This window comes from Ramlibacter alkalitolerans (assembly GCF_016722765.1).
In the GTDB taxonomy this organism is placed as follows: Bacteria; Pseudomonadota; Gammaproteobacteria; order Burkholderiales; family Burkholderiaceae_C; genus Ramlibacter; species Ramlibacter alkalitolerans.
Genome location: NZ_JAEQND010000011.1, coordinates 104,519 through 130,029, shown reverse-complemented (window position 1 = coordinate 130,029; position 25,511 = coordinate 104,519). Strand labels below are relative to the sequence as shown.

Here is a 25,511-nt window from a genome sequence, read left to right as displayed (position 1 = left end):
CCACGCTTGTTCCCGTTGCTGCCGCCGCTTCCCATCACCCAGCAGTACCTGCTGCCCAAGAAACTGCTGACGGTGCTGGCGGGCAAGTTCGCCTCGGCACGGCTCGGAAGCCTCACGCAGTGGACGATCCGCCGCTTCGTCGCCCACTACCGGGTCGACATGCAGGAAGCCGCCGATCCGCGGATCGAGAGCTACGCCAGCTTCAACGACTTCTTCACCCGGCCGCTGAAGCCCGGCGCGCGGCCGATCGCGGCGGCGCCCTTCGTCTGCCCGGTGGACGCCGCCATCAGCCAGTTCGGCCCGATCGAGCACGACCAGTTGTTCCAGGCCAAGGGCCACAGCTATTCGACGCGCGCGCTGGTCGGCGGCGACCAGGCGCTGGCGCACAAGTTCGAGCATGGCCACTTCGCCACCCTGTACCTCGCGCCCAAGGACTACCACCGCATCCACATGCCTTGCGACGGCCGCCTCAAGCGCATGATCTACGTGCCGGGCGACCTGTTCTCGGTCAACCCGCTGACGGCGCGCCACGTGCCCAGCCTGTTCGCGCGCAACGAGCGCGTGGTGTGCGAATTCGAGTGCGCGCACGGCGCCATGGTGATGGTGCTGGTGGGGGCGACGATCGTCGGCAGCATGGCCACCGTCTGGCACGGGGTGGTGAATCCGCCGCGCACGCGCGACGTGCGCGAGTGGCGCTACGACGACCGCGAGATCACCCTCGCCAAGGGCCAGGAGATGGGACGCTTCCTGCTCGGATCCACCGTCGTCATGCTGTTCCCGCAGAACGTGCTGACCTTCACGCCGGACTGGTCGCCCACGCGGCCGGTGCGCCTGGGCGAGGCGATGGCGACGGTGATCGAGACGGAAGCTGCGCTCTGAAAACCGTCATCCCCGCCTTCGCGGGGGTGACGGAATCTACTGGAACGCCACCTCGTCGAACGCCCGCAGCTTGCGGCTGTGCAGCCGCTGCGGCCCGCCCTGGCGCAGGATCTCGATCGCCCGCATGCCGATGCGCAGGTGCTGGTCGACCCGCTCGCGGTAGAAGTGGTTCGCCATTCCGGGCAGCTTGATCTCGCCGTGCAGCGGCTTGTCGCTCACGCACAGCAGCGTGCCGTAGGGCACCCGGAAGCGGAAGCCGTTGGCGGCGATGGTGGCGCTTTCCATGTCCAGGGCCACGGCGCGGCTGATCGAGAAGCGCCGCTGCGGCTCGTTGCCGGGCAGCAGTTCCCAGTTGCGGTTGTCGGTGCTGGCCACGGTGCCGGTGCGCATGATGCGCTTCAGGTCCGCGCCCTTGCACTGCGTGACGTCGGCCACGGCGTGCTCCAGGGCGACCTGGATTTCCGCCAGCGCCGGGATCGGCACCCACAGCGGCAGTTCCTCGTCCAGCACGTGGTCCTCGCGCACGTAGGCGTGCGCCAGCACGTAGTCGCCCAGTTGCTGGCTGTTGCGCAGCCCGGCGCAGTGTCCGAGCATCAGCCAGGCATGCGGGCGCAGCACCGCCACGTGGTCGGTGATGTTCTTCGCGTTGGCCGGCCCGACGCCGATGTTGATCATCGTGATGCCGCCATGGCCCGGCCGCACCAGGTGGTAGGCCGGCATCTGGGGCAGCCGCGGCGGCGGCGCGCCGAAGCTGTCCATCGCCTCGCGCGGCAGGCCGACGCGGCGCGTCACGACGTTGCCCGGCTCGACGAAGGCGACGTACTCGCTGTCGGCGCGGTTCATCTCCTCGTGGCCGAGGCGGATGAACTCATCGATGTAGAACTGGTAGTTGGTGAACAGGATGAAGTTCTGGCACCACTCGGGCGCGCTGCCCGTGTAGTGCCGCATGCGGTGCAGCGAATAGTCCACCCGTGAGGCGGTGAACAGCGACAGCGGCAGCGGATGCTCCGGGTCGAACTGCAGGGTGCCGTTGGCGATGCCGTCGTCCATGCGACCGAGGTCGGGCAGGTCGAACAGGTCACGCATCATCATGCGCCGCGCCGGCGCGAGGTTGCCCTCGATGTGGTCGTGCTCCGCGAAGGAGAAGTGCACCGGGATCGGCTCGTTGCTCACGCCCACCTCCAGCGGCACGCCGTGGTTCTGCAGCAGCAGCCGGAACTGGTCGAGGTAGTAGCTCGCGTACAGGTCGGGGCGCGTGAGCGTCGTCTCGTAGCGGCCGGCGCTGGCCACGAAGCCGTACGAGAGGCCCGAATTCTCCAGGGCCGCCTGCGGCATCACGCTCTCGGTCTGGATCCGCACATACGGATAGCAGGCGCGCACGCGCCCCGGCAGGCCCTCGCCGGCGACGAAGCGCTGCATCGCTTCGCGCAGGTGGTTGATCTGCTGCGCGTAGATGGCGCGCACCTCGTTCAGGGCGCTTTCGGGCTCGGTGTGCAGGCTCGGGGCAATGAACGGGGGCATGAACGGCATGTGCATATTGTGCAACTGCCGTTCCACCGTCCCGCACACCGCTGCGCCGATGGGCTCCGTCCTACAGCGCTAAACGCAGCCGGCTGACCTTGCCTCTGGCGGCCAGGGCCGACAGTCTGCGTCATCCAGAACAAGGTCGCAGATCACACCAAAGCGAATCAAGGAGTCCAAGAAATGACGACAGCGTTGGCCGCCAATCCCTTTGCCCTCATGGTCGATCCGGCCCAGGTGAAGCAACACATCGAAAGCTCGGAAGAACTGAGCAAACTGAGCCAGCGCCAGTGCCACCCGCTCGATCGCGCCGTGATCCGCTGCGCCAGCGCGGAGATCGCCGCCTTCGATGCCAAGATCGATCGCACCACGATCTACCTGCCGCCCGAAGAAGAGAAGGCGGCGACCGTCACGCGCACCTACACCCGGCGCGTCAACTGATCCTGCGGGCGGGCACGCCCATCGGCTGCGGCCGCACCGGCTGGTAGGCTGGCGGCTGCTGCTGCCGCAGCCACACGTCTTCATCGCGGCGCGCCTGCTCGCGCCGCACCTGCTCCGCCAGGGCGCGCTGGCGCCTCTCGTAGTCTTCGCGGCGCGCCTGTTCTTCCCGGCGCGCTTCTTCCTCGCGACGCGCCTGCTCGGTGCGACGCGCGAGTTCCTCCCGGCGATCCTCCTCGGCACGGCGGGCGGTTTCCGCGCGGCGCACCTGCGCGGACTGTTCCTCGCGACGGGCCTGCTCCTGCAGGCGTGCGAGATGCTGGCGGCGGGCGACTTCCGCCGCGACCTTCTGCTGCTGTTCGAGCTTGCGCAGCGCGGCCAGCCGCTTTTCCTCGGCGGCGTGGCGCGCCAGGGCGAGCTTCTTCTGCTTTTCTTCTTCCGCGCGCTTGAGGGCGAGCTGGTGCCTGTGTTCCTGTTCGCGCCGGGCGGCGACCTGGCGGCGTTCCTCCTCGGCGCGCCGGGCAGCGACGCGGCGGCGCTCGTCGGCACGCCTGGCCTCGGCGGCGGCGAAGGCACGGCGATCCTGTTCGGCGCGGGCGGCGGCCGCGGCACGGCGCTCCTGCTCCACGCGCGCGGCCGCGGCCTGGCGCTCTTCCTCCGCGCGCTGCTGCGCGAGGCGTTGCTGCTCCCGCGCGGCCTGCGCCTGGGCCTGTGCTTGCGCAGCGGCCTGCGGCCGGGGCGCGGCCTGCGGCTGCGGCTGCGGCGCGGGGGCGGCGGGCAGGGCGGCGGACTGCAAGGATGCGGCCGGCGGCAGCACCGGCGCTGCGACACGCAGCGTCGGCGGCGAGGACGGCATCACCTTGGGGGCCGGCTGCGCCAGCGCGGCCGGTTGCGCGATGGCGGGAGCGACCGGCGCGGCAGCCTTGGCGTGCGGCGCCGGCGGCTTGAGGCTGGCCGCGGAGCCGGAGATCACGATGTCCTTGCCCCGGGTGATCGTGTTGGGGATCGGCTTCTCGGGAGCGGCGGCGACGATGGGCATGCGCACCGTCGGCTCGCCACGCTTGCGCGCGCCCGCCCAGCGGTCGAAATCGTCGGTGGCGGCGAACGCCGGCTGCAGCAGGCGCGTGAGGTTGCGGTCGCGGAACGTCAGGCGCTGGCCGTTGCGCACTTCGAGCGCTTCGCCCTTCTCGCCGTACACCACGGCGCTGCCGCTCAGCACCACCACGCGCGTGACACCCTTCTTCGTATCGACGTCGATGCGGTAGTCGCCCGGCTGGCGGGCGCGGAAGGCCAGGTTCGGCGTGCCGATCTCGAAGCTGTCGCCCGGATTCACGCGCGTCACCGTGGCGGCGATGCTGCCCTGCGTGAGGCTCAGCTGGGTGGCGGTCTCGCCGACGTTCTCGAGGATCAGCTGCGTCTGGTCGTTCATGCGCAGGGCATGGCCGCCGGCCTGCACCTCGGCGCGCGAGCCGCGGTCCGTCCACAGGCGGTCGCCGCGCTTGAGCAGCCGGCGCGGCTCCACGTCGTGCCACTCCTGGTCGCCTTGCGGGGCATAGGCGATCGAGCCTTCCGCGTGGTTGAGGTGGGCTGCCGGCACCGACACCACCTGGGCGAACGCGCCCGAGCCGAGGGCGACCGCGAGGGCTGCGATGCCGGGGCTCCACCGACGGCAGCCCTGCCCGCGGGTGGTTCTGGTGTTTGCGCTCATGCGTTATTGAACGCCTGAGGCACAGCAGCAACCGCAAAGGGCGTGTAAATCCTGTAGTCCGAGTCCGGCGGAGCGCGACATGCGTGAAGTTGTCACGCGTGGCTTGGCCACGGCTCAGCGCGTAACCGCTTCACGCATCGTGACGAACTCTTCCGCCGCAGTAGGGTGGATTCCGATGGTGCCGTCGAACACGCTTTTCGTCGCGCCCCCCTTCATGGCGACGGCGAAGCCCTGCACGATCTCGCCCGCATCGGCGCCGACCATGTGCAGGCCGACCACGCGGTCGCTGGCCGCGTCCACCACCAGTTTCATCAGCGTGCGTTCGCTGCTGCCGCTCAAGGTGTGCTTGAGCGGCCGGAACTCGGAGCGGTAGATGCGCACTTCGCCGCAGCGTTCGCGCGCCTGCTCCTCGCTCAGTCCGACGGTGCCGATGTTGGGGTGGGTAAAGACCGCGGTCGGCACGAACTCGTATTCCATGCGGCGCTCGCCGCTGCCGAACAGCTGGTCCACCACCACCATGGCTTCGGCCAGGGCCACCGGCGTCAGCTGCAGGCGCGAGCACACGTCGCCGACCGCGTGGATCGAAGGCACCGTGCTGCGGAAGCGCTCGTCCACCACGATGCCGCCGTGCGGCGTGAGCTTCACGCCCGCGGCGTCGAGGCCGAGGCCCGCCACGTTCGGCACCCGCCCCGTCGCATAGAGCACGGCGTCGGCCGCGAGCACCTCGCCGTTCTCCAGCGTGGCGGCGAGGCCGTCCTGCCCCCGCGCGACCGCCGCGACGTTGCTGTGCAGGCGCAGGTCGAGGCCGGTCTTGATCATCTCCTGCGCGACGAAGGCACGCACGTCTTGGTCGAATCCGCGCAGCACCTGCTCGCCCCGGTAGAGCTGCGTCACCTGCACGCCCAGCCCCTGGAAGATGGACGCGAACTCGCATGCGATGTAGCCACCGCCCACGACAACGAGCCGGCGCGGCAAGGGCTCGAGGTCGAACATCTGGTCCGAGGTGAGCACATGCTCGCGTCCGGGGAAGTGCGGAACCGAAGGTGTGCCACCGGTGGCCACGAGGATGTGGGCCGCGCGCCATTGCCGCGTGGTTTCGCCGGTGGCCACCTGCACGGTGTGCGGGCCGAGCAGCGTCGCCCAGCCCTGCACGATCGCCACGCCGGCGCCTGTGAGCAGCTGCCGGTACACGCCATTGAGCCGCGCGATCTCCGCTGCGCGGTTCTTCTTCAGGCGTGGCCAGTCGAACTGCGGCGGCGGCACGTCCCAGCCGAAGCCGGCGGCATCCTGGAAGTCGTGGGCGAAGTGCGCCGCGTAGCTATAGAGCTTCTTGGGGATGCAGCCCACGTTGACGCAGGTGCCACCCAGCGCCGCGGCTTCCGCCAGCACCACGCGGGCGCCGCGCTGGGCCGCCATCCGTGCCGCGCGCACGCCGCCGCTGCCGCCGCCGACGACGAACAGGTCGCAATCGAAATCGCTCATTCCGCAGTTCTCCTTGCAGGCCGACGCCCTCGGCCATGGCTCTGCTGTAGGCGCCGCCTTACGAGCCGCGCGCTCCGGCGCCCTTACCATTCGCTGGCTATGACCCATCTGTCGACGTGGTACCGCAGGGTGAGCCACACCAGCCTGGCCCCGGTGCGCTGGCTCGCCGCCTGGGCCCGCATCACCTTCTTCGGCGCCGTGATGGTGGTGCGCGCGCTCTCGCCGCGCAGCTACGGCCCCGAGACGCGCTACAACCTGGCGCGCCACATGTACGTCGACACGGCCCCCATTCTCGGCTGGTTCACGGTGCTGATCGCGCTGTTCACGCTGATCATCACGCGCATCGTGATCGTCACCTCGGAAAGCTACGGCCTGTCGCAGTACGCGCTGGAGATGGTGGTGCGGGTGCTGGTGGTGGAACTGATCCCGCTGACGGCGGCCCTCTTCGTCGCGCTGCGCTGCACGATCCCGAGCGGCGCCGCCCTGGTGGAGATGCGGCGGGTGGGCCACTTCCGCACGCTCCGGCGCCGCCGGCTGGACCCCATCGCCGTGGAGGTGCTGCCGCGGCTCATGGCCGGCATCTTCGCCTGCATCACACTCGCCGCCCTGAGCTGCGTCGTGGCGGGGCTGCTCGCGTACTTCGCGGTCTGGGGCATCACCAGCGCGGGCATGGACGCCTACATGCACACCACCGGGCGGGTCTTCTCGCCGATGTTCACCTTCATCTTCTGCATGAAAACCCTGTTCTTCGCGATCGCGGTCTCGGTCATCCCGATGGCCTCCGGCCTGAACAACATCGAGGACGACGGCTCGCGAGAAAGCGCCGCGCTCCAGGGCCTGGTGCGCATGTTCGGCGTGCTGCTGGTGCTGGAGGCGCTGTCCCTGGTGGGCAACTACATCTGACCATGGCCGACACGCCCAGCCCGCCGCCCCCCGCGCACGAGCCGCCCAAGCCGCCGCCGAAACCGCCGGAAACTCCGGTATCGAAGTCCGAGCCGGCCGCGCGCAACGTGCCGGTCAAGAACCTCGAGCTCAAGGCGATCATGCTGCTGGCGTTCACCATCGCCCTGATCCTCGCCGCGGCCATCTTCCTCATGCGCTCGCGCGGCTACTTCGAGCCGAAGCAGCAGCTGTACCTGATCGCCGACAACGCCGAAGGCGTGGTCGCGGGCATGGACCTGACCTTCTCGGGCTTCGCGATCGGCACCGTCAAGAAGGTATCCCTCAACGACCAGGGCCAGGTGCGCATCGAGGTCGACGTGATCCGCAAGGACGCCAAGTGGCTGCGCACCTCCAGCGTCTTCACGCTGGTGAAGAACATCTTCGGGCCGGCGCAACTGCGCGCCTACAGCGGCGTGCTGACCGATCCGCCGCTGCCGGACGACGCCGAGCGACCGGTGCTGCGCGGCGACTTCAACGAGGAAGTGGGCCGCGTGATCGGCGCCACCAAGGACGTCCTGGACAACCTGAACCAGATCACGTCCGAGAACTCCGAGCTGAACCGCTCGATGGCCAACCTGCAGGCCTTCACGCAGAAGCTGCAGGGCAAGCGCGGCGCGCTGCACGCCATCTTCGGCAACGAGCAGGACGCGCAGAAGCTGGTGGCGGCGGTCGAGCGCGCCAATGCGGCCATGGCGGAGATCCAGCGCCTGGCCCGGCGCGGCGACAACTTCGTTCAGCACGCGGACACGCGCGTGTTCGGCACCAACGGCATCGCCGACGACACCCAGGCCGGCATGCGGCAGCTGCAGGGCCTGCTGACCGACGCGCGCGGCAGCCTGCAGCGTGTCGACGCGGTGCTGAAGGAGGCCCAGGGGGCGGCGAGCAACGTGCGCGAGGCGACGGCCGACCTCGGCCCGCTGCGCGCCGAGGTGGAGACGAACCTGCGCAAGGTGGAGGACATGATCAACGACCTGCAGCGCAAGTGGCCCTTCGCCAAGGACCGGAAGATCGAGCTGCCATGAGAGGCCTACTTGCCAAGCACCGGCGGCCCGGCAAGGCCGCATCCGCCGTCGCCGCCACCCTGGCGCTGGCCTTGCTGGCGGCCTGTGGCAGCAAGCCGCGCCAGCCGGACTGGCTGGTCAACGCCGACGGCGCGCAGGACCGCTTCGAGCGCGCCTACCTCTCCGGCCGCGACAACGTGGCGGCCAAGGAGTTCCAGCACTTCCGCGACGAGGTGGCGAGCACGGCGCAGGCGTCGCTCGTGGCGCGCGCCGAACTCACGCGCTGCGCGGTGCGCGTGGCGAGCCTCGACTTTGCGCCCTGCGCGGGCTTCGAGCCGCTGCGCGAGGACGCCGGCGACGCCGAGCGCGCCTACGCCGATTTCCTGGCCGGCCGGCTGGCGCCGGAGCAGGCCAAGGCCTTGCCGGAGGATTACCGCGGCATCGCCGGCGAGGGCGGCGCCGGCCGGCTGGAGAAGATCAAGAACCCGCTCTCGCGCGTGATCGCCGCCGGCGTGCTGCTGCGCACGGGCAAGGCGGACCCGCAGGTGTTGGAGATCGCGACCAGGACGGCCTCCGACCAGGGCTGGCGCCGCGCCGTGATGGCCTGGCTGGGCGCGCAGGCGATGCTGGCGGAGAAGAATGGCGACCGGGAAGAGGCGGCGCGGCTGCGGCGGCGGATGGAGATTGCGGCGGAGGAGCGGTGAGGGGGCGACGTCGAGCGTGACGTTGCAGGCTGATGGTGACGCGCGTCAGCGCTGGAACCCCAGCGCTCCGGAAGCCCCGGCGCTTCGCGCATCGCTGGGGTCTCGCTGCGCTCCACCGCCAGCCTACGAAGCCCGCTTCGCCTCGCCGTCCGCAAGGTGATCGAATACCGCAGCACCTTCGCCGGCGCCACGCTGTGCTGCCAACCCCAGCGGGCGGCACCGCGCAGCAGGTAGATCGAACGCGGCGCCAGCGTGAGCTTCACGACATCCGATCTCCTGGGTGCATCCGGCGGGTAGGGACGAAAGCGCATCACCGCCTCGTCCAGCAGCGAGATGCCGACGATGTCCTCGAAGTCGGGCACGTCGCGGTGCCAGCCGAGCGGCGTGCCGGGGCGGTACTCGGCCACCAGCGCCTGGGTGAACTGCGCCGGCTCGACGCCGATCCAGGCGGCGGCGCGCGCGCGCAGCGGGGCCAGCCACTCCGGCAGCGGTTCGGCCTCGTTCAGTTGCCCGGCGCTGAAGTCGTACTGGCCGCCATAGCTCACGACGCGGCGCAGCGCCGTGTACTGCTGGTACTGCATGGCCTGCAGCGGCAGCGCCTGGACGCTGCGCAGCAGCGCGGCTTCCTCCTCGCGCGAGAGGAACTCCTCCTCGTAGCGCAGGCCCTCGGGCAGGGCCGGACCGGGCGCGGCGGGCATGCCGAACAGGTCGCCTTGCAGGTCCTTCATGCCTGCATTCTGCCGCGCGGAAACGAAAACCCGCGCCGGAGCGCGGGTTGGAAAAGGCCAGGCCCCGGAGAAAACGCGCTGCGCTTTCTCCGTCGACTGCTTAAGGCTTGGCCGCGGTCGGAAACGGCCAGGCGGCCTGCGGATTCAGCGTGGTCTGAGCCGCGGGCGCCGGCGCCGCCGTGGAGGACGCGCCGGCGGCAGCAGGCGCTTTCGCCGCCTTCTTCGCGCCGCCCGACGACTTCTTCGCCGCCGTCTTGCGCGCGCCGCCCGTGGCCGACTTCGCCGCGCTCTTGCGCGCCGTGCCGGTGGACGACTTCGCCGCCGTCTTGCGCGCGCCGCCGGTGGCCGACTTCTTCGCCGCCGTCTTGCGTGCACCACCCGTCGCCGACTTCGCCGCGCTCTTGCGTGCGGTACCCGTGGAGGACTTCGCCGCCGTCTTGCGCGCGCCGCCGGTCGACTTCTTCGCCGCCGTCTTGCGCGCACCACCCGCCGTCGACTTCTTCGCCGCGGTCTTGCGCGCGCCGCCAGCCGACGCCTTCTTGGCGGTCGTCTTGCGGGCCGTGCTGGCCGTGGACTTCTTGGCGGCGGTGGACTTCTTGGCCGTCGTCTTCTTGGCGGCCGTCTTCTTCGCGGTGGCCTTCTTCGCCGTCGTCTTCTTGGCGGCCGTCTTCTTCGCGCCCGTGGACTTCTTGGCCGTTGCCTTCTTGGCGGCCGATTTCTTCGCAGTTGCCATTGCTATCTCCTGTTCAAGTTGACTCAAACATCAACCAAAAGAAGCACTCCGCGCCTTGTTGGGGGGGCGCCGAAGCGATCCGTGGGGTTGGGCCGCAGCCCAGCCTCACGAACACCATGACCCGCGCGCCCCGACCTCTTTCGGGTCGTGGTGCGCGCGGGCGCTGTCCGAACTCACTCGCAGTTGCCGTTTCAATCCCAGGAAAGTGCGCCACCCGTCTGGTATTCGATCACGCGGGTCTCGAAGAAATTGCGCTCTTTCTTCAGGTCAATCATTTCGCTCATCCAGGGGAAGGGGTTTTCCTCGTTCGGGAAAAGCGCTTCCAGGCCGATCTGCGTGGCGCGGCGATTCGCGATGTAGCGCAGGTAGCCCTTGAACATGGAGGCGTTGAGTCCCAGCACGCCGCGGGGCATGGTGTCCTCGGCGTAGCGGTACTCGAGTTCGACGGCTTTGAGGAACAGCGCCTTGATGTCCGCCTTGAATTCGGCGGTCCACAGGTGCGGGTTCTCGAGCTTGATCTGGTTGATGAGGTCGATGCCGAAGTTGCAGTGCATCGACTCGTCGCGGAGGATGTACTGGTACTGCTCGGCGGCGCCGGTCATCTTGTTCTGCCGGCCCAGCGCCAGGATCTGGGTGAAGCCGACATAGAAGAACAGGCCTTCCATCAGGCAGGCGAAGACGATCAGGCTCTTGAGGAGGCGCTGGTCGGCTTCCGGCGTGCCGGTGTGGAAGTTCGGATCCATGATCGCGTCGATGAACGGGATGAGGAACTCGTCCTTGTCCCGGATCGCCGCCACCTCATGGTAGGCGTTGAAGATCTCGGCCTCGTCCAGGCCCAGCGACTCCACGATGTACTGGTACGCGTGGGTGTGGATCGCTTCCTCGAAGGCCTGCCGCAGCAGGAACTGGCGGCACTCCGGCGCCGTGATGTGGCGGTAGGTGCCCAGCACGATGTTGTTGGCGGCCAGCGAGTCGGCGGTGACGAAGAAGCCCAGGTTGCGCTTGATGATGCGGCGCTCGTCCTCGGACAGACCGTTCGGGTCCTTCCAGAGGGCGATGTCGCGGTTCATGTTGATTTCCTGCGGCATCCAGTGGTTGGCGCAGGTGGCCAGGTACTTCTCCCAGGCCCACTTGTACTTGAAGGGGACGAGCTGGTTGACGTCGGTCTGGCCGTTGATGATGCGCTTGTCGGCCGCGCTCACGCGGCGCGCGGTGGCGGGCTGCGCGGTCGCCGCGCGCGGCGCCGGCTGCGTGACGATGGGGGCGATCACCACGCCGTCATCCCCGCGCAGGCGGGGATCCAGCGCCGGCGATCCTGGATTCCCGCCTGCGCGGGAATGACCAAGGAGGGCGCCATCGTTCAGCGTGCGAACGGCCGGTTGCGGGACGGAAATGGAAACGGGCGCCTCGCGGTTCGGAAGCAAACCGCTGCTCACGGGCTTTGACGGTGTGGGCGTGACTTCGTCGTCCCAGGTCAACATAGATTTTCCAGTGCTCGGATTATGTGAGCGAGCGTGATGAATTCAAAGTGTCCGTTCACACTCCGCTCGCATTTTGTTGCTTGGTTGCATCGGCGTTTTGTCGGAGAACACCGATACCTCTTTCGATTCCTGCGTGCTTGCGCGCGCACAAGCATTCGTCATCCCCGCGCAAGCGGGGGTGACGCAGTTACTGGCACGCTTCGCAGGTGGGGTCGTCGACGCCGCAGAACTTGATGTCGGTGGCGGGCGTCGCCGCTTCGAGCTGCGCGCGCGCCGCGGCGGCCGCCGCGTCGAGCGCCGACAGGCCGCCGCCGGAGCCCGTGCCGTTGCTCACCGCATTGAGCCGGCCGGATTGCACCGTCGACTTCTCGGCCTGCGTCGCGCTGGTCGTGCGCAGGTAGTAGGTGGTCTTCAGCCCGCGCAGCCAGGCCAGCTTGTAGGTCTCGTCCAGCTTCTTGCCCGAGGCGCCCGCCATGTAGATGTTGAGCGACTGCGCCTGGTCGATCCACTTCTGGCGCCGCGCGGCGGCTTCGACCAGCCACACCGGCTCGACTTCGAAGGCGGTCGCGTAGAGCGCCTTGACGTCTTCCGGCACCCGGTCGATGGGGCGCAGCGAGCCGTCGAAGTGCTTCAGGTCCATCACCATCACGTCGTCCCACAGGCCCAGGCGCTTGAGGTCGCGCACCAGGTAGTGGTTGATCACGGTGAACTCGCCCGACAGGTTGGACTTGACCGAGAGGTTGCCGAAGCAGGGCTCGATCGAGGCGTCCACGCCGATGATGTTGGAGATGGTGGCGGTCGGCGCGATGGCGACGCAGTTGGAATTGCGCATGCCGTCGGCGGCGATCTTGCGGCGCAGCGCATCCCAGTCCAGGGTGGCGGAGCGGTCGACCTCGACGTACTGCTCGCCGCGCTGCCGGGCCAGCAGCTCCAGGGTGTCGGGCGGCAGGATGCCCTGGTCCCACAGCGAGCCCTTGTAGCTGGAGTAGCGGCCGCGCTCGCGCGCCAGCTCGGTGGACGCCCAGTAGGCGTGGTAGCAGACGGCTTCCATCGACTGGTCGGCGAACTGGATCGCCTCGGCCGACGCGTACGGGATGCGCAGTTCGTACAGGGCGTCCTGGAAGCCCATCACGCCCAGGCCGACCGGCCGGTGGCGCAGGTTGGAGTCGCGCGCCTTCTTGACCGCGTAGTAGTTGATGTCGATCACGTTGTCGAGCATGCGCATCGCGGTGGCGACGGTGCGCTTCAGCTTCTCGTGGTCGATCCGGCCGTCCTTGACGTGCTGCAGCAGGTTCACGGAACCGAGGTTGCAGACCGCCGTCTCGGCATCGGACGTGTTCAGCGTGATCTCGGTGCACAGGTTGGACGAGTGCACCACGCCCACGTGCTGCTGCGGCGAACGGACGTTGCAGGCGTCCTTGAAGGTGATCCAGGGGTGGCCGGTCTCGAACAGCATCGAGAGCATCTTGCGCCACAGGTCGTTGGCCTGGACCGTCCTGGACGGCTTGATCTCCCCGCGCTTGGCCTTTTCCTCGTAGGCGATGTAGGCCTGCTCGAAGGCGGCGCCGAACTTGTCGTGCAGGTCGGGCACGGAGGAGGGCGAGAACAGGGTCCACTCGCCCTTTTCCATCACCCGGCGCATGAACAGGTCCGGGATCCAGTTGGCCGTGTTCATGTCGTGGGTGCGGCGGCGGTCGTCGCCGGTGTTCTTGCGCAGCTCCAGGAATTCCTCGACGTCCAGGTGCCAGGATTCCAGGTAGGCGCAGACGGCGCCCTTGCGCTTGCCGCCCTGGTTGACCGCCACGGCCGTGTCGTTGACCACCTTCAGGAAAGGCACGACGCCCTGCGACTCGCCGTTGGTGCCCTTGATGTGGGAGCCCAGTGCCCGCACGCGCGTCCAGTCGTTGCCCAGGCCGCCCGCGAACTTGGACAGCAGGGCGTTCTCCTTGATCGACTCGTAGATGCCGTCCAGGTCGTCCGGCACCGTGGTGAGGTAGCAGGACGACAGCTGCGAGCGCAGCGAGCCGCTGTTGAACAGCGTCGGCGTGGACGACATGAAGTCGAAGCTCGAGAGCACCTCGTAGAACTCGATCGCCCGGGCTTCGCGGTCGATTTCGTTCAGGGCCAGGCCCATGGCCACGCGCATGAAGAAGGCCTGCGGCAGCTCGATGCGGCTCTTGCGCACGTGCAGGAAGTAGCGGTCGTACAGGGTCTGCAGGCCCAGGTAGTCGAACTGCAGGTCGCGCTCGGGCTTGAGCGCCGCGCCCAGGCGCTTCAGGTCGTACTGCAGCAGCCGCTCGTCCAGCAACTCGTTGTCGACGCCCTTCTTGACGAACAGCGGGAAGCTGTCCGCGTAGGCGGCGGCGCGACCGGCGGGCGCGACCTCCTCGCCCAGCACTTCCTTGAAGATCGTGTGCAGCAGCAGGCGGGCGGTGACGAAGGTGTAGTCGGGCTCCTTCTCGATCAGCGTGCGGGCGGCCAGGATGGAGGCCTTGTAGACCTCGTCGAGCGGCACGCCGTCGTACAGGTTGCGCATCGTCTCGGCGACGATGGGCTCGGGCTTGATGTCCGCGCCCAGGCCCGCGCAGGAGGCGACGATGAGCGCCTGCAGGCCGGCGAGGTCCAGCGGCACGCGCTGGCCGTGGTCCAGCACGTGGAACTGCGGCATGGCGGGCGCCTGGTCCTGCCCCTGCTTGGCGCGTTCCTGCGCGCGGCGCTCGCGGTACAGCACGTAGGCGCGCGCGACCTCGTGGTGGCAGCCGCGCATCAGGCCGAGTTCGACCTGGTCCTGCACGTCCTCGATGTGGAAGGTGCCGCCGCCCGGGCGCGAGCGCATCAGGGCGCGCACCACGGCCTGCGTGAGGCCGTCCACCGTCTCGCGCACGCTGGCCGACGCGGCCCCCTGCGTGCCGTGCACGGCGAGGAAGGCCTTCATCATCGCGACGGCGATCTTGTTCGGCTCGAAGGGCACCACCGCGCCGTTGCGGCGCAAGATCTGGTAGTGGTTGAGCGGGCTGTCGGCGGCCGCGGCGGCCGCAGCGGCCTGCGACGTGTGATGGGCGCTGGAGAGCGGCTGGAACGGGGTGGCCAGGCCAGATTGCATCGTCGTTTCTTCCTCGTGCAGTAGTTCTTTGCGCAGGGGCAAGGACTTCGCCCCCTCGACGTGGCAGGCACTATATCTAGTGTCCCGCCCCCTTTCAAGCACTACCTGTAGTGTCCGCCGAGCACAACACGGTGCAGGACCTGTGGATAACGCTGTGGGCGCGCTGTGATGCAGACGAAAGGGTTCAGTGCCTGCGCAGGACGCGTTGCACGTCGGCAACCTGGGGCGAGGAAGGCAGGACAACCAGAACGCAAAGGCCGCAAAGCTTACGCAAAGACCGCAAAAGGAACAGCCTCTTCCTCGAGGGATTTCCCTTTTGCGGCTTTTGCGTAACCTTTGCGGCCTTTGCGTTCGGTTGTCCGAATTCAGCTCACGCGCCCGGAAACCACTCCTGCGGCCAGCCGAGGTCGCGCTTCACGCTCGCCCAGTCGAAGCCCGGGCCCGGATCGTTCTTGCGGCCGGGCGCGATGTGCTCGTGGCCGGCGACGTGGCGGATCGGGTAGTGCTGCGCGATCGCCGCGCACAAGGCCGACAGCGCCTCGTACTGCGCCGGCTCGAAGGTCTCGCCTTCCAGGCCTTCGAGCTCGATGCCGATCGAGTCGTCGTTGCAGTTGGCGCGGCCGCGCCAGTTCGACGCGCCGGCGTGCCAGGCGCGGGCGTCGCAGCTCACGAACTGCAGCAGCGCGCCGTCGCGCCGGATGAAGAAGTGCGCCGAGACCTGCGCGCCGCGGATCTGCTGGAAATAGGGATGCGCGTCCCAGTCCAGCGTGTTGGTGAACAGGCGCTGCACCTCGTCGCCGCCGTACACGCCCGGCGGCAGGCTGATCGAATGCAGCACGATCAGGTCGACCGTGCTGCCCTCAGGGCGCGGGCCGAAGTTCGGCGACGCGATGCAGTGGGCGAAGCGGTACCAGCCCTGCGCCCACAGCGCGTCGTCGGCTGCCTCAGGCATCGCTGGCCTCGTCGACGTCCTCGTTGCCCGGCGTGGGAATGCCCAGGCGCGCGATCCGGTAGCGGATTTGCCGCAGGCTCAGGCCCAGGCGCTGCGCCGCGGCCGTGCGATTGAAGTTCGTCTCGCGCAAGGCCTTGACCAGGATCTCGCGCTCCTGCTGGTCCAGGTAGGCCTGCAGGTCGCTCGGCACGCCGGCCACCTCGGGCACGCTCGAGGCCGGTGCCGGTGCCGGTGCCGGGACGGAGGCCGGTGCCTCGCTGCCGGCGGCCGGCACCAGCGGCGCGCCGTGCGTCGAAGGCGACAGGTCCACCTGCAGCTCCGAGCCGTCGCTCAGGGCCAGCGCGCGGTGCAGCAGGTTCTCCAGTTCGCGCACGTTGCCGGGCAGCGGATGCGCCTGCAGTTGCGCCAGCACCTGCGGCGACAGCTGCGGGGGCGGCAGGCCGGTTTCGCGCGCGATGCGCGCCAGCAGCGCCTGGCACAGGGCGGGTAGGTCCTCGCGCCGGTCGCGCAGCGGCGGCACCAGGATCTCGATCACGTTGAGGCGGTAGAACAGGTCCTGCCGGAAGCGGGCCGCCTGCACGTCGGCGGCCAGGTCCTTGTGGGTGGCGCTCACGATGCGCACGTCCACCGCATCCTCCTGCGTGGAGCCGATCGCCCGCACGCTGCGCTCCTGGATCGCGCGCAGCAGCTTGGACTGCATCGGCAGCGGCAGGTCGCCGATCTCGTCGAGGAACAGCGTGCCGCTGCGCGCCGCCTGGAAATAGCCTTCGCGGTCCGCGTTGGCGCCGGTGTACGAGCCCTTCTTGGCACCGAAGAACTCGGCTTCGAGCAGGCTTTCGGGGATCGCGCTGCAGTTCACGGCGATGAACGGGCCGTCGGCGCGGTGGCTGCAGGCGTGGATCGCCCGCGCGACCAGTTCCTTGCCGGTGCCCGACTCGCCGCGCACCAGCACGGGCGCCATGCTGCGCGCCACCTTGGCGATGCGTTCCTTCACCTGGCGCATCGGCGTCGATTCGCCCACCAGCCGCTGCAGGGCGACGGTGCCGCTCGCGCGCGTCTCGCCGCCGGCGGCCGGGCGGGCCGCACCGGCGCCGTGCTGCCGGCCGGGCGTGCCGGTCTCCTGGATCGCGGAGGCGACCACGGTGCGGAACTGCTTGAGGTCCACCGGCTTGGTGAGGTAGTCGAAGGCGCCGGCCTTGAGCGCCTCCACCGCGTTCTCCGCCGAACCGTAGGCCGTCATGACGATGCAGCGTTCGGGGCGCTGCTGGGCGGCCATGCGGTGCAGCAGGTCGAGCCCGAGGCCGTCGGGCAGGCGCATGTCGGTGATCACGGCATCGAAGCGCTGCTGCTGCAGCAGCGCCCAGCCCTCTTCCAGCGTGCCCGCGGCGTCGACCCGGTAGCCTTCGCGCAGCAGCGTCAGTTCGTAGAGGGTGCGCAGGTCCGGTTCGTCGTCGACGACCAGGACGTGGGGAGCGGCTGCGGGCTGGGGCATCAGGCGCCTATTGTGTCAAACGGCGTGCCTCCCGGCACCATGCTGGCGCGCGTGCGGAATGTCACGGTGAAGGCGTTGCCGTCGCGGCTGCTGCCGTCGGGTGCGCGCACGCGGGTGTAGGCGACGGTGGCGCCATGCCGCTCGCACAACTCGCGGCAGATGTACAGGCCCAGGCCGCTGGAGCGGCTTTCCGAGGAGAAGAAGGGCTCGAACAGGTGGCGCTGCACGCTCGCGTCGAGCGGTGCGCCATCGCTCCACACCTGCAGGCGCGCCCGCGTCGAGCCCATCGCGGTGGCGACCAGGATCGCCCCGGGCCCGCGCGAGGCGTAGCGCAGCGCGTTGTCCAGGAGGTTGACCACCACGCGGCGCAGGTGTTCGCCGTCGAAGGTGACCCAGGCCGTGCCGGATTGCAGCAGCGTCTGCAGGCGCTCGCCGGCCTGCGCCTGCCGCTCCCATTCGCCCACGAAGCCGGCGACCGACTGGTCCAGCTCCAGCCAGTCGGCCACGGGCTGCTGCTGCACGCGCACCAGGTTCAGGATCTCCTCGACGATCTGCGACAGCCGGTGCGTGTTCTTGCCCACCAGGTCGCTCAGTTGGCGCTGCCCGGGCTCCGAGAGCTCCTCCGCCAGGAGCGCGTTGGCCTGCGCGATGGCGGCCAGCGGGTTGCGGATCTCGTGGGCAACCGCGGCCGACATGCGGCCCATCGCGGCCAGCTTCTCGGTGCGGACCTGGGCCTCGGCCTCGCGCAGGTCCTGCAGGAACATGACGCACAGTGCGTCGCTGTACGGGTCCTGCGCGGCGGTCAGGCGGGTGCGCACGCGCAGGTGCAGGCGTTCGCCGGCCGTGAGTTCCAGCGCGAGTTCGGCGCTCTGTGCCTGCTGCGAGCTGAAGGTGCGCTGGGCGATCGCGGCCAGCGGGCGCCAGCCCGGGCGCGAGACCAGCGCCAGCGATGCCGGGGCCTCGGGCGCCTGCCACGCCAGCAGGTTGCGCGCCGCGGGATTGGCCGCGTGGATGCGCCAGTCCGGCCCGACCACCAGCAGTCCGTCCGTCAGCGTCTCGATCACCAGTTCGTTGACGTGGGCCTGCGTGCGCGCCGCCGACAGGCTGCGGCGGGCGGCCTCCTCCTCGCGCGCCAGGCGCGTGGCGAGCTCGTTGGCGAGCAGCGCGGCGACGAAGTAGCCGCAGCCCGTGAGGCCGGCCTGCACGATGCGGGCGGTGTGGTCCGGGTCCAGCGCCTGCAGCGAGGCGTGGACCAGCAGCAGCAGCGTGGCGGCGGCCGCCGTGCCCAGCCCCAGCAACATCGAGCCCAGCACCGACGCCGTCAGCACCGGCAGCGCGTACAGCGGCGAAAAATTCAGGTTGGCCGCCTGCAGGAAGTGCAGCACCGAAAACGCCAGCAGGTCGACGCCGACGATGTAGACCCATTGCGGATCGAAGGTGCGGCCCGGCGCCACCGGGCGGCCGAAGAATCGCACCGCCAGCGAGGCGGCGAGATAGCCGCCGCACAAGGCGAGCTGCCAGTCGCTCACCTGCACCATGCCCAGCAGGCGCATGCCTCCGAGCAGGATCAGCAGCACCAGGCCCACGCCGATGCGCGCCGTCATGAAGCCGCGCCAGAGGCGCTCGAAGGCCGACGTTCTCGGCGGCTGCGGTACCACCGGCGCGTCCCAGGTCCAGGTGGAATGGCCGGAAGAGGACGCCATGGCCATGCGCTAGCCGCCGGCGCGCAGCCGGTGCTCGTTGCTGCAGTAAAGCAGCCCGCCGGCGCCGGGCACCGCTTCCGAACGGGGCAGGTGCACGCCGCAGACCGGGCAGCTCACCATCTCCTGCGGATCCCCGGGGCGCCGCGGCGGCGGGGGTGGGGGCGGGCGCGACTCGCGGTCGTCGCGGATGCGCGCGTTGCGCCACAAGGTATAGGCGACGAACAACAGCACGATCAGCAGCAGGTACTTCATCAGGTGGCGCGCCTCAGGAGGACTTCCAGCACGAAGCGCGAGCCGACGTAGGCCAGCAGCAGCAGCAGCGAGCCGACGTAGATCACGCGCACGGCCTTGCGGCCGCGCCAGCCGAAGCGGGCCCGACCGAGCAGGAGGAGGGCGAACGCCACCCACGACAGCACCGAGAACACCGTCTTGTGGTCCCAGCGCCAGGCCTGCCCGTACAGCACCTCGGAAAAGAAGATGCCGGCCAGCAGCGTCGCCGACAGCAGCACGAAGCCGGCGGCCGCAAAGCGGAAGGTGAGGCGCTCCAGCGTCAGCAGCGGCAGGCCGGCGTGCGGTTCGGTCGCCTGGCGCATGGTCTGCTCGGTGCGCTGCATCAGCCAGGCGTGGACGACGGCGGCGGCGAACAGGCCGTAGGCCGCGATTCCCAGCGCCCAGTGCAGCGGCAGCCAGGGCGACTCGGCGACGTGCATCGGCGTGCCGGGAAAGGCCAGGGCCAGGAGCACGGCGAGCGAGCCGAGCGCCGTGAGGGCCCAGCGCGCCTTCAATTGCGGAAACATCTGGCGCTCGATGGCGTAGACGGTGAGCACGAGCCAGGCGGTCATCGAGACGGCCGGCGCGAAGCCGAAGCGCGGCGCGTCGCCCAGGAGCCCCCAGGCGAGCGTCAACCCGTGCAGGATCCACGCTGCCAGCAGTGCCCGGCGTGCCGCCTGCTCGCTCAGCCGGGAATGGCCGGCCGCCGGCATCGCGTAGGCCGCGGCCGTGGCGACGGTCAGGGCGACACTGGCCGGAGACACGCTGGATAGAATCATGTTAGAAGTTTAGCCCCTGCCGTTCCGTGCGAACCGGTCACGCGGCACAACCCCACCTCCTCATGGCCTCCGCCCTCTCCGACAAACTATCCCGCCTCGTCAAGCAGATGCGCGGCCAGGCCCGCATCACCGAAGAAAACGTGCAGGAAATGCTGCGCGAAGTGCGCATGGCGCTGCTGGAGGCGGACGTCGCCTTGCCGGTGGTGCGCGACTTCATCGCCCGCGTGAAGGAGAAAGCGCTGGGCAAGGAGGTCGTGGGCTCGCTCAACCCCGGCCAGGCGCTGGTCGGCATCGTGCACCGCGAACTCGTCTCCACCATGGGCGAGGGCGTGGCGGACATCAACCTGGCCGCGCAGCCGCCGGCGGTGATCCTGATGGCGGGCCTGCAGGGCGCCGGCAAGACCACCACCACGGCGAAGCTGGCCAAGCACCTGATCGAGAAGCGCAAGAAGAAGGTGCTGACGGTCTCCGGCGACGTGTACCGGCCGGCCGCCATCGAGCAGCTCAAGACGGTGACGAAGCAGGCCGGCGCCGAGTGGTTCCCGAGCACGCCGGACCAGAAGCCGGTGGACATCGCGCGGGCCGCGGTCGATCACGCGCGCAGGCAGTACTTCGACGTGCTGCTGGTCGACACGGCGGGCCGCCTCGCCATCGACGAAGCGATGATGCGCGAGATCAAGGAACTGCACGCGGCGCTGAAACCCGTGGAGACGCTGTTCGTCGTCGACGCCATGCAGGGCCAGGACGCGGTGAACACGGCCAAGGCCTTCCGCGAGGCGCTGCCCCTCACCGGGATCGTGCTGACCAAGCTCGATGGCGACTCGCGCGGGGGCGCGGCGCTGTCGGTGCGGCAGATCACCGGCGCCCCGATCAAGTTCGCCGGCGTCAGCGAGAAGATCGACGGCCTCGAGGTGTTCGATGCCGATCGCCATGCCGGCCGCATCCTCGGCATGGGCGACATCGTGGCGCTGGTCGAACAGGTGCAGGCCGGCGTCGACATGGAGGCGGCGCAGAAGTTCGCTGCCAAGGTCAAGAGCGGCGAAGGCTTCGACCTGAACGACTTCCTCGCGCAACTGCAGCAGATGAAGCAGATGGGCGGCCTGTCCACGCTGATGGACAAGATGCCGGCGCAGGTGCAGGCCAAGGCCGGCAACGTCGACATGGAGAAGGCCGAGCGCGACATCCGCCGCAAGGAAGGGATCATCTGCGCGATGACGCCCACCGAGCGCCGCAAGCCGGACATCATCAAGGCCACGCGCAAGCGCCGCATCGCCGCCGGCGCCGGCGTGCAGGTGCAGGAAGTCAACCGCCTGCTCAACGAGTTCGAGCAGATGCAGACCATGATGAAGAAGATGAAGGGCGGCGGGCTCATGAAGCTGATGAAGCGCATGGGCGGGGGCAAGGGGATGCCAAAAATGCCGTTCTAGGCCTTCGGCCTGGAACGGCATTTTCGGCCTCCTGCCGGTATCAGGAACCCCCTCTCCCCAGCCCTCTCCCCCGGGGGGGAGAGGGGGCGCATCGTTGAGATGTAGGCCATCGTCGGGGCTGTTTTCGCGGACGTCGCCTACTTGCAGCGAGGCTTGCAGAGCCACACGCTCTCCCTCCGTTTCCCAACAATTTGGGGCTCGGAACAAGGGAGGCGTCCATGCTGTTTTCGGGCTCGAAGACCCGGTCGATGATCCAGGCACTCGTGGGGCAGGGCCTGCTGGCGCTGGTGCTGTCCAGCCCCGGGCTGCTGCCAGCCGCGCACGCTGCGAGCGCGACACCCCTGGGCGCGGCCAAGCTGGCGGACCTGCGCGGCGAGCGGGCCTCGCCGGACGTGCGCCACATCGCGGACTGGGCCGTGGACTCGGGCGACCCGGGCGGGCTGCCGTTCGTGATCGTCGACAAGAAGGACAGCCGCGTGTTCGTGTTCGACGCCGCCGGCCAGTTGCGTGGCGCCAGCCCGGCCCTGGTGGGCGCCGCGCACGGCGACGACTCGGTGCCGGGCATCGGCCAGCGCGCCATCGCGAGCATCCAGCCGCAGGAGCGCACCACGCCGGCGGGGCGCTTCTCCGCGGTCATGGGATTCGGCCCCAAGGGCGAGGACATCCTGTGGGTCGACTACGACTCGGCCGTCGCGCTGCACCGCGTCGTGACGCACAACCCGCAGGAGCGGCGGTTGCAGCGCCTGGCCAGCAAGGTGGCCGCGGAGCGCCGCATCACCTATGGCTGCATCAACGTGCCGGTCTCGTTCTACGACGACGTGGTGCGCCCCACCTTCAGCGGCACGCGCGGCATCGTCTACATCCTGCCGGAGTCGCGCCCGGCGCAGGAGCTGTTCGGCTCCTATGACGTGCGCCACCAGGTGTCGCACGCGAGCGGCATGACGCAGGTGTCGGCGCACTGATTCCCGCCTCGCCTGCCGGCATGAAAAAACCCGCCGCGGCGGGTTTTTCCGTCGGGACCCGCGCAAGCGGGTCTCGTGGCTGCGCCGACCGTCAGTTGCGGAACGGCCGCGTCGGGGGAGGCGGCGGCGGCGGCGGTGGCGGGGGCGGCGGCGGCGCGACCGGCGGCGGCGGAGGCGGCGGCGGGATCACGCGCGGCGGCGGCGGAGGAGGCGGCGGCGGCGGGGGCGGCGGAGGCGGCGGAGCCACCGTGCGCACCGGCACCACGGCGGGCGCGCCGAAGCGCCACACCAGGCCGATCGAGGCCATGTCGATGTCGTCGCGGCCGCGCAGCGGATCGCGCACGCGGTAGCGTTCCCACTCGGCGCGCACGCCCAGCGTCGGCGTGATCGCGTACTCGAGGCCCAGGCCCACCTTCGGACCCCACTTCCTTTCCCGGTCCGAGATGGTCGCGGCGCCGAGGGCACCGCCTCGGGTGGCGGTCGAGCGCGCCTGCGTCCAGGCCGCACCGATGCGGCCGAAGACGGAGAAGCGGTCGAACACCGGCCAGCCGGCCACCAGGTCGATGTTGGCGCCGCGGAAGCGCGTGCTGGCGTCCAGCGTGCCGACGGGCGCGACGGTCGTGAAGCCGAAGTCGTACGTGCCGAGGTGGAAGAAGCCCGCCTCGAAGGCAAAGATCCGATTCAGCTGGTAGCCGCCATACAGCTTGTAGCCGGTGGCCGAGTCATCGTCGCGGAACGACGCCACGGCGGCGGGCGGCACGAGCCCGAAGGTGTCGTCGTTCTCGAACTGCGAGTTGGTGCGGCCCACGTTGCCGCCGACGTACCAGTGTGGCGTGGCCAGTGGCTGCGCCAGTGCCGGTGCGCCCGTGGTCGCGCCGAGCACGGCGAGGGTGACGGCCCCCAACCGGTACCCCATGGAGGAATACTGTCGTGTTGTCAATCGGTTCTCCCATAAGCAAGAGCGGCAAAGTATGTGGATGCCGCTTGTGCGTGTGGGCGCAGACGCACAAAGTCGGTACAAAAACAACGCCCGAATTTGCAACCGGTTTTTGTTGTGCTGGCCGCGGAAGTGAGTTTCCGCCGCGCCTCGTCCCCGGTCGTGACCCACGAGCGCGAGGCGCGCTTCGCCGCCGAAGTGATGCACGAGCTCGTCGGCACCGAGCAGCGTGGACGAGCAGTTCCCGCCTGCGCGGGAATGACGGCTCCGCCTCTCGCCGGGAATGACGGCTCCGCCTCTCGTCGGGAATGACGGCTCCGCCTCTCGTCACCCCCGCGAAGGCGGGGGCCCAGGGCACGCGCGCAGCGCGTGAGTGCTGGATTCCCGCCTGCGCGGTAATGACAACGAGGAGCGCCGCCGCCTCAGCGCACGACCACCTCGCCCCGCAACGAATGCGGCAGCGCCTGCGTGATGCGCACGTCGATCATCTGCCCGGCCAGGCGCTGCGAACCGGCGAAGTTGACGATGCGGTTGCACTCGGTGCGGCCCATCAGCTCGTTCGGATCCTTGCGCGAAGGCCCTTCGACCAGGATGCGCTGCACCGTCCCGACGCGGCTGGCGCTGATGCGGCGGACGTTTTCTTCCAGCACCGCCTGCAGGTGCTGCAGGCGTTCGAGCTTCACCGCGTGCGGCGTGTCATCGTGCAGCTGCGCCGCCGGCGTGCCCGGGCGCGGGCTGAAGATGAAGGAGAAGCTCGCGTCGTAGCCGACGTCCTCCACCAGCTTCATCATCTTCGCGAAGTCGTCCTCCGTCTCGCCGGGGAAGCCGACGATGAAGTCCGAGGACAGCGAGATGTCCGGCCGCACGGCCCGCAGCTTGCGGATCGTGCTCTTGTATTCCGTGGCGGTGTAGCCGCGCTTCATCGCCATCAGGACGCGGTCGCTGCCATGCTGCACCGGCAGGTGCAGGTGGCTCACGAGCTGCGGCACCTTGCCGTAGACCTCGACCAGGCGCTGCGTGAACTCGTTGGGATGACTCGTGGTGTAGCGGATGCGGGCGATGCCGGGGATCTCCGCCACGTACTCGATCAGCAGGGCGAAATCCGCGATCTCGCCCGTGTCGCCCATGGGGCCGCGGTAGGCGTTGACGTTCTGCCCGAGCAGCGTCACTTCCTTGACGCCCTGGTCCGCCAGGCCGGCGATCTCGGTCAGCACGTCGTCGAAGGGCCGCGAGACTTCCTCGCCGCGCGTGTACGGCACGACGCAGTAGCTGCAGTACTTGGAGCAGCCTTCCATGATCGACACGAAGGCGGACGCGCCTTCCACCCGCGCCGGCGGCAGGTTGTCGAACTTCTCGATCTCAGGGAAGCTGATGTCCACCTGCGGGCGCTGCTGGCGCTCGCGTTCGGCCAGCAACTGCGGCAGCCGGTGCAGCGTCTGCGGGCCGAACACCACGTCGACGTAAGGCGCGCGCTCGATGATGGCGGCGCCTTCCTGGCTGGCCACGCAGCCGCCCACGCCGATCAGCACGCCCTTCTTCTTCAGGTGCTTCACGCGCCCGAGGTCCGAGAACACCTTCTCCTGCGCCTTCTCGCGCACCGAGCAGGTGTTGAACAGGATCAGGTCGGCCTGCTCCGGATCCTGCGTGGGCTCGTAGCCCTGCGCCGCGTTCATCACGTCCGCCATCTTGTCCGAGTCGTACTCGTTCATCTGGCAGCCGAAGGTCTTGATGTACACCTTCTTCATGCCGGCCTCATCGCAGCAGGAAGGCGGTGCGGGCGGCCCAGATCAGGTTCAGCAGCTCGGCGAAGCGCTTGTAGCCCTCCCCATCGCCGCTGTACTTGCCGCTGACCTTGCCGTATTCCTCCTCGTTCAGCAGCCAGACCTCGTGCACGAGGCCGGCGCTGTCGCGGCGGTAGACGGTGTACAGGCTCTTGCCGGCGAGGGCGCCGGAGAGCACCAGCATGTTGTTGCGGTCGCGCACGCGGGCGCCGGGCGAGAGGCGGTCTTCCTTGCCGTCGACGGTGATCAGGGGCGGCGTCGCGCTCACGGCGATGATGGCGGGCTTGACGTCCTTCGGCGCTTCGCGCACGAAGTTCTGCGCGAAGGCGACGTTGGCGCAGAGCGAGAGGCCCACGAGGGCGGTTCGGGTCCAGCGGTGCATGGTGTAGATCCAGGGGCTGTGGTGCAGGGCCACTGTGCGGTGTCAGGGCCCGGGGTGTCAACGCGCGCTGTTGCGTGGATGCGAGTGCGTGCGGCAGGAACGGAAT

Annotated in this window: 21 protein-coding genes and 1 pseudogene; 7 read left to right on the top strand and 15 right to left on the bottom strand. The window is 69.3% G+C overall.

The genetic code is table 11. From position 1 onward, the window contains the following. Nucleotides 1-15 precede the first annotated feature (15 nt). Nucleotides 16-879 (top strand): archaetidylserine decarboxylase, encoded by an 864-nt coding sequence (asd, locus tag JI746_RS19740; protein WP_236599997.1) that lies wholly within the window; start codon nt 16-18, stop codon nt 877-879. A 36-nt stretch (nt 880-915) separates the two neighbouring features. Here the strand turns inward: asd and JI746_RS19735 are convergent, their stop codons facing one another. Then, the gene (locus JI746_RS19735; RefSeq protein WP_201691985.1) at nt 916-2,409 is read right to left on the bottom strand and encodes an AMP nucleosidase; all 1,494 of its coding nucleotides are present in this window, start codon (nt 2,407-2,409) and stop codon (nt 916-918) included. Nucleotides 2,410-2,583: 174 nt separating this feature from the next. Here JI746_RS19735 and JI746_RS19730 point away from each other — a divergent pair, with 174 nt between their 5' ends. Next, nucleotides 2,584-2,841, top strand: a complete 258-nt coding sequence (locus JI746_RS19730) for a hypothetical protein (protein WP_201691984.1) — start codon at nt 2,584-2,586, stop codon at nt 2,839-2,841. Here JI746_RS19730 and JI746_RS19725 read toward each other — a convergent pair. Together JI746_RS19725 and gorA are read right to left on the bottom strand one after the other, a co-directional pair. After that, the gene (locus tag JI746_RS19725) at nt 2,834-4,546 is read right to left on the bottom strand and encodes a hypothetical protein (protein WP_201691983.1); all 1,713 of its coding nucleotides are present in this window, start codon (nt 4,544-4,546) and stop codon (nt 2,834-2,836) included. The two genes, JI746_RS19730 and JI746_RS19725, sit on opposite strands and share 8 nt — an antisense overlap. Nucleotides 4,547-4,660: 114 nt before the next feature. Further along, complete coding sequence (gene gorA / locus JI746_RS19720; RefSeq protein ID WP_201691982.1) at nt 4,661-6,028, bottom strand: glutathione-disulfide reductase; 1,368 nt, start codon at nt 6,026-6,028, stop codon at nt 4,661-4,663. Nucleotides 6,029-6,127: 99 nt separating this feature from the next. Here gorA and JI746_RS19715 point away from each other — a divergent pair, with 99 nt between their 5' ends. The 3 genes from JI746_RS19715 to JI746_RS19705 are packed head-to-tail and all read left to right on the top strand — an operon-like array spanning nt 6,128 to nt 8,675. Then, the gene (locus JI746_RS19715) at nt 6,128-6,931 is read left to right on the top strand and encodes an MlaE family ABC transporter permease (RefSeq protein ID WP_201691981.1); all 804 of its coding nucleotides are present in this window, start codon (nt 6,128-6,130) and stop codon (nt 6,929-6,931) included. Between the two features lie 2 nt (nt 6,932-6,933). Further along, complete coding sequence (locus JI746_RS19710) at nt 6,934-7,992, top strand: MlaD family protein (protein WP_201691980.1); 1,059 nt, start codon at nt 6,934-6,936, stop codon at nt 7,990-7,992. Beyond that, entirely contained in the window at nt 7,989-8,675 is a 687-nt protein-coding gene (locus JI746_RS19705; protein ID WP_201691979.1) for a hypothetical protein, read from the top strand. The genes JI746_RS19710 and JI746_RS19705 overlap by 4 nt, the downstream gene beginning before the upstream one ends. Nucleotides 8,676-8,860: 185 nt before the next feature. Here JI746_RS19705 and JI746_RS27805 read toward each other — a convergent pair. The 9 genes and pseudogenes from JI746_RS27805 to JI746_RS19660 all read right to left on the bottom strand — a co-directional run. Continuing rightward, nucleotides 8,861-9,256, bottom strand: a pseudogene (locus tag JI746_RS27805) (alpha-ketoglutarate-dependent dioxygenase AlkB); the annotation flags it as partial. Nucleotides 9,257-9,503: 247 nt separating this feature from the next. Then, on the bottom strand, nt 9,504-10,136 hold the full coding sequence (locus tag JI746_RS19695; RefSeq protein ID WP_201691978.1) for a histone H1-like repetitive region-containing protein: 633 nt from the start codon (nt 10,134-10,136) through the stop codon (nt 9,504-9,506). A 191-nt stretch (nt 10,137-10,327) separates the two neighbouring features. Continuing rightward, the gene (locus JI746_RS19690; RefSeq protein ID WP_201691977.1) at nt 10,328-11,617 is read right to left on the bottom strand and encodes a ribonucleotide-diphosphate reductase subunit beta; all 1,290 of its coding nucleotides are present in this window, start codon (nt 11,615-11,617) and stop codon (nt 10,328-10,330) included. Between the two features lie 187 nt (nt 11,618-11,804). Further along, nucleotides 11,805-14,720, bottom strand: a complete 2,916-nt coding sequence (locus JI746_RS19685) for a ribonucleoside-diphosphate reductase subunit alpha (protein ID WP_201691976.1) — start codon at nt 14,718-14,720, stop codon at nt 11,805-11,807. 370 nt (nt 14,721-15,090) lie between these two features. After that, on the bottom strand, nt 15,091-15,672 hold the full coding sequence (ampD, locus tag JI746_RS19680; RefSeq protein ID WP_201691975.1) for a 1,6-anhydro-N-acetylmuramyl-L-alanine amidase AmpD: 582 nt from the start codon (nt 15,670-15,672) through the stop codon (nt 15,091-15,093). Next, nucleotides 15,665-17,164: a sigma-54-dependent transcriptional regulator gene (locus JI746_RS19675; RefSeq protein ID WP_201691974.1), complete on the bottom strand. Its 1,500-nt coding sequence runs from the start codon at nt 17,162-17,164 to the stop codon at nt 15,665-15,667. The genes ampD and JI746_RS19675 overlap by 8 nt, the downstream gene beginning before the upstream one ends. Beyond that, on the bottom strand, nt 17,164-18,867 hold the full coding sequence (locus JI746_RS19670) for a sensor histidine kinase (RefSeq protein WP_201691973.1): 1,704 nt from the start codon (nt 18,865-18,867) through the stop codon (nt 17,164-17,166). The genes JI746_RS19675 and JI746_RS19670 overlap by 1 nt, the downstream gene beginning before the upstream one ends. A gap of 9 nt (nt 18,868-18,876) precedes the next feature. Further along, complete coding sequence (locus JI746_RS19665; RefSeq protein WP_201691972.1) at nt 18,877-19,119, bottom strand: PP0621 family protein; 243 nt, start codon at nt 19,117-19,119, stop codon at nt 18,877-18,879. Then, a complete protein-coding gene (locus JI746_RS19660; RefSeq protein ID WP_201691971.1) occupies nt 19,119-19,916 on the bottom strand; it encodes a cytochrome C assembly family protein in 798 nt (265 codons plus the stop codon). The genes JI746_RS19665 and JI746_RS19660 overlap by 1 nt, the downstream gene beginning before the upstream one ends. 62 nt (nt 19,917-19,978) lie before the next feature. Here JI746_RS19660 and ffh point away from each other — a divergent pair, with 62 nt between their 5' ends. Further along, on the top strand, nt 19,979-21,343 hold the full coding sequence (gene ffh / locus JI746_RS19655) for a signal recognition particle protein (protein ID WP_201691970.1): 1,365 nt from the start codon (nt 19,979-19,981) through the stop codon (nt 21,341-21,343). A 248-nt stretch (nt 21,344-21,591) separates the two neighbouring features. Then, a complete protein-coding gene (locus tag JI746_RS19650) occupies nt 21,592-22,305 on the top strand; it encodes a hypothetical protein (RefSeq protein ID WP_236599983.1) in 714 nt (237 codons plus the stop codon). A gap of 91 nt (nt 22,306-22,396) precedes the next feature. On the opposite strand, the gene JI746_RS19645 is transcribed toward JI746_RS19650, so the two are convergent. From JI746_RS19645 to JI746_RS19635, 3 genes are all read right to left on the bottom strand, one after another. Beyond that, nucleotides 22,397-23,245, bottom strand: a complete 849-nt coding sequence (locus JI746_RS19645) for an outer membrane beta-barrel protein (RefSeq protein WP_236599982.1) — start codon at nt 23,243-23,245, stop codon at nt 22,397-22,399. A gap of 419 nt (nt 23,246-23,664) precedes the next feature. Then, the gene (gene miaB, locus JI746_RS19640) at nt 23,665-24,987 is read right to left on the bottom strand and encodes a tRNA (N6-isopentenyl adenosine(37)-C2)-methylthiotransferase MiaB (protein ID WP_201691967.1); all 1,323 of its coding nucleotides are present in this window, start codon (nt 24,985-24,987) and stop codon (nt 23,665-23,667) included. Between the two features lie 7 nt (nt 24,988-24,994). Continuing rightward, nucleotides 24,995-25,438: a hypothetical protein gene (locus JI746_RS19635; RefSeq protein ID WP_330893042.1), complete on the bottom strand. Its 444-nt coding sequence runs from the start codon at nt 25,436-25,438 to the stop codon at nt 24,995-24,997. Between the last annotated feature and the right edge of the window lie 73 nt (nt 25,439-25,511).